The organism is Kitasatospora sp. LaBMicrA B282, assembly GCF_050325825.1.
GTDB lineage: Bacteria > Actinomycetota > Actinomycetes > Streptomycetales > Streptomycetaceae > Kitasatospora.
In genome coordinates this window covers 1-443 of the sequence record NZ_JBNQTI010000414.1, presented here as the reverse complement: position 1 = coordinate 443, position 443 = coordinate 1, and the positions used below count along the sequence as shown (strand labels likewise).

Annotated in this window: 1 protein-coding gene; it reads right to left on the bottom strand. The window is 81.7% G+C overall.

Annotation, left to right across the window (positions count from 1 at the left end; genetic code table 11):
- On the bottom strand, nucleotides 1–443 hold a 443-nt coding region (locus ACQRUO_RS39725), incomplete at both ends, for an acyl-CoA dehydrogenase family protein (protein WP_428321035.1).

Below are 443 nucleotides of genomic sequence, written 5' to 3'. Positions count from 1 at the left end.
AGCACCAGCTCCTCGGCCGGCCCGCCGCCGCACCCGCTCAGCGCGTCCCGCAGGTAGCGCTCCAGCGGGTGGCGCCGGCTCAGCCCGGGGGCGCCGACCAGCAGCACCGTCCGCTGCACCGCCTCGGCCACCGCGCGGCCGGCCAGCAGCCGCGCCGGACCGGTCCGGTCGAGTGCCGCCCCCTCCCCCGCGTCGACCCGGGCCGCCAGCCCGGTGACCAGTTCCTCGGCGCCGATCAACGCGCTCTCCAGCTCGCCCAGCCCCACCTGGTACCGCGGCAGGGTGCCCAGCGGGTCGCCGTGGCCGGCCGGCGGGCGCCGGGCCAGGTGGCCGACCAGCCAGTCCCGGGCCGCCCGGCCCACCCCGAGCTGCACCGCGGCGAGCGCCAGGTCCCGCCAGGCGCGGGCCACCGCCCGGTCGTCGGCGGTGGCGACGGCCTCCCG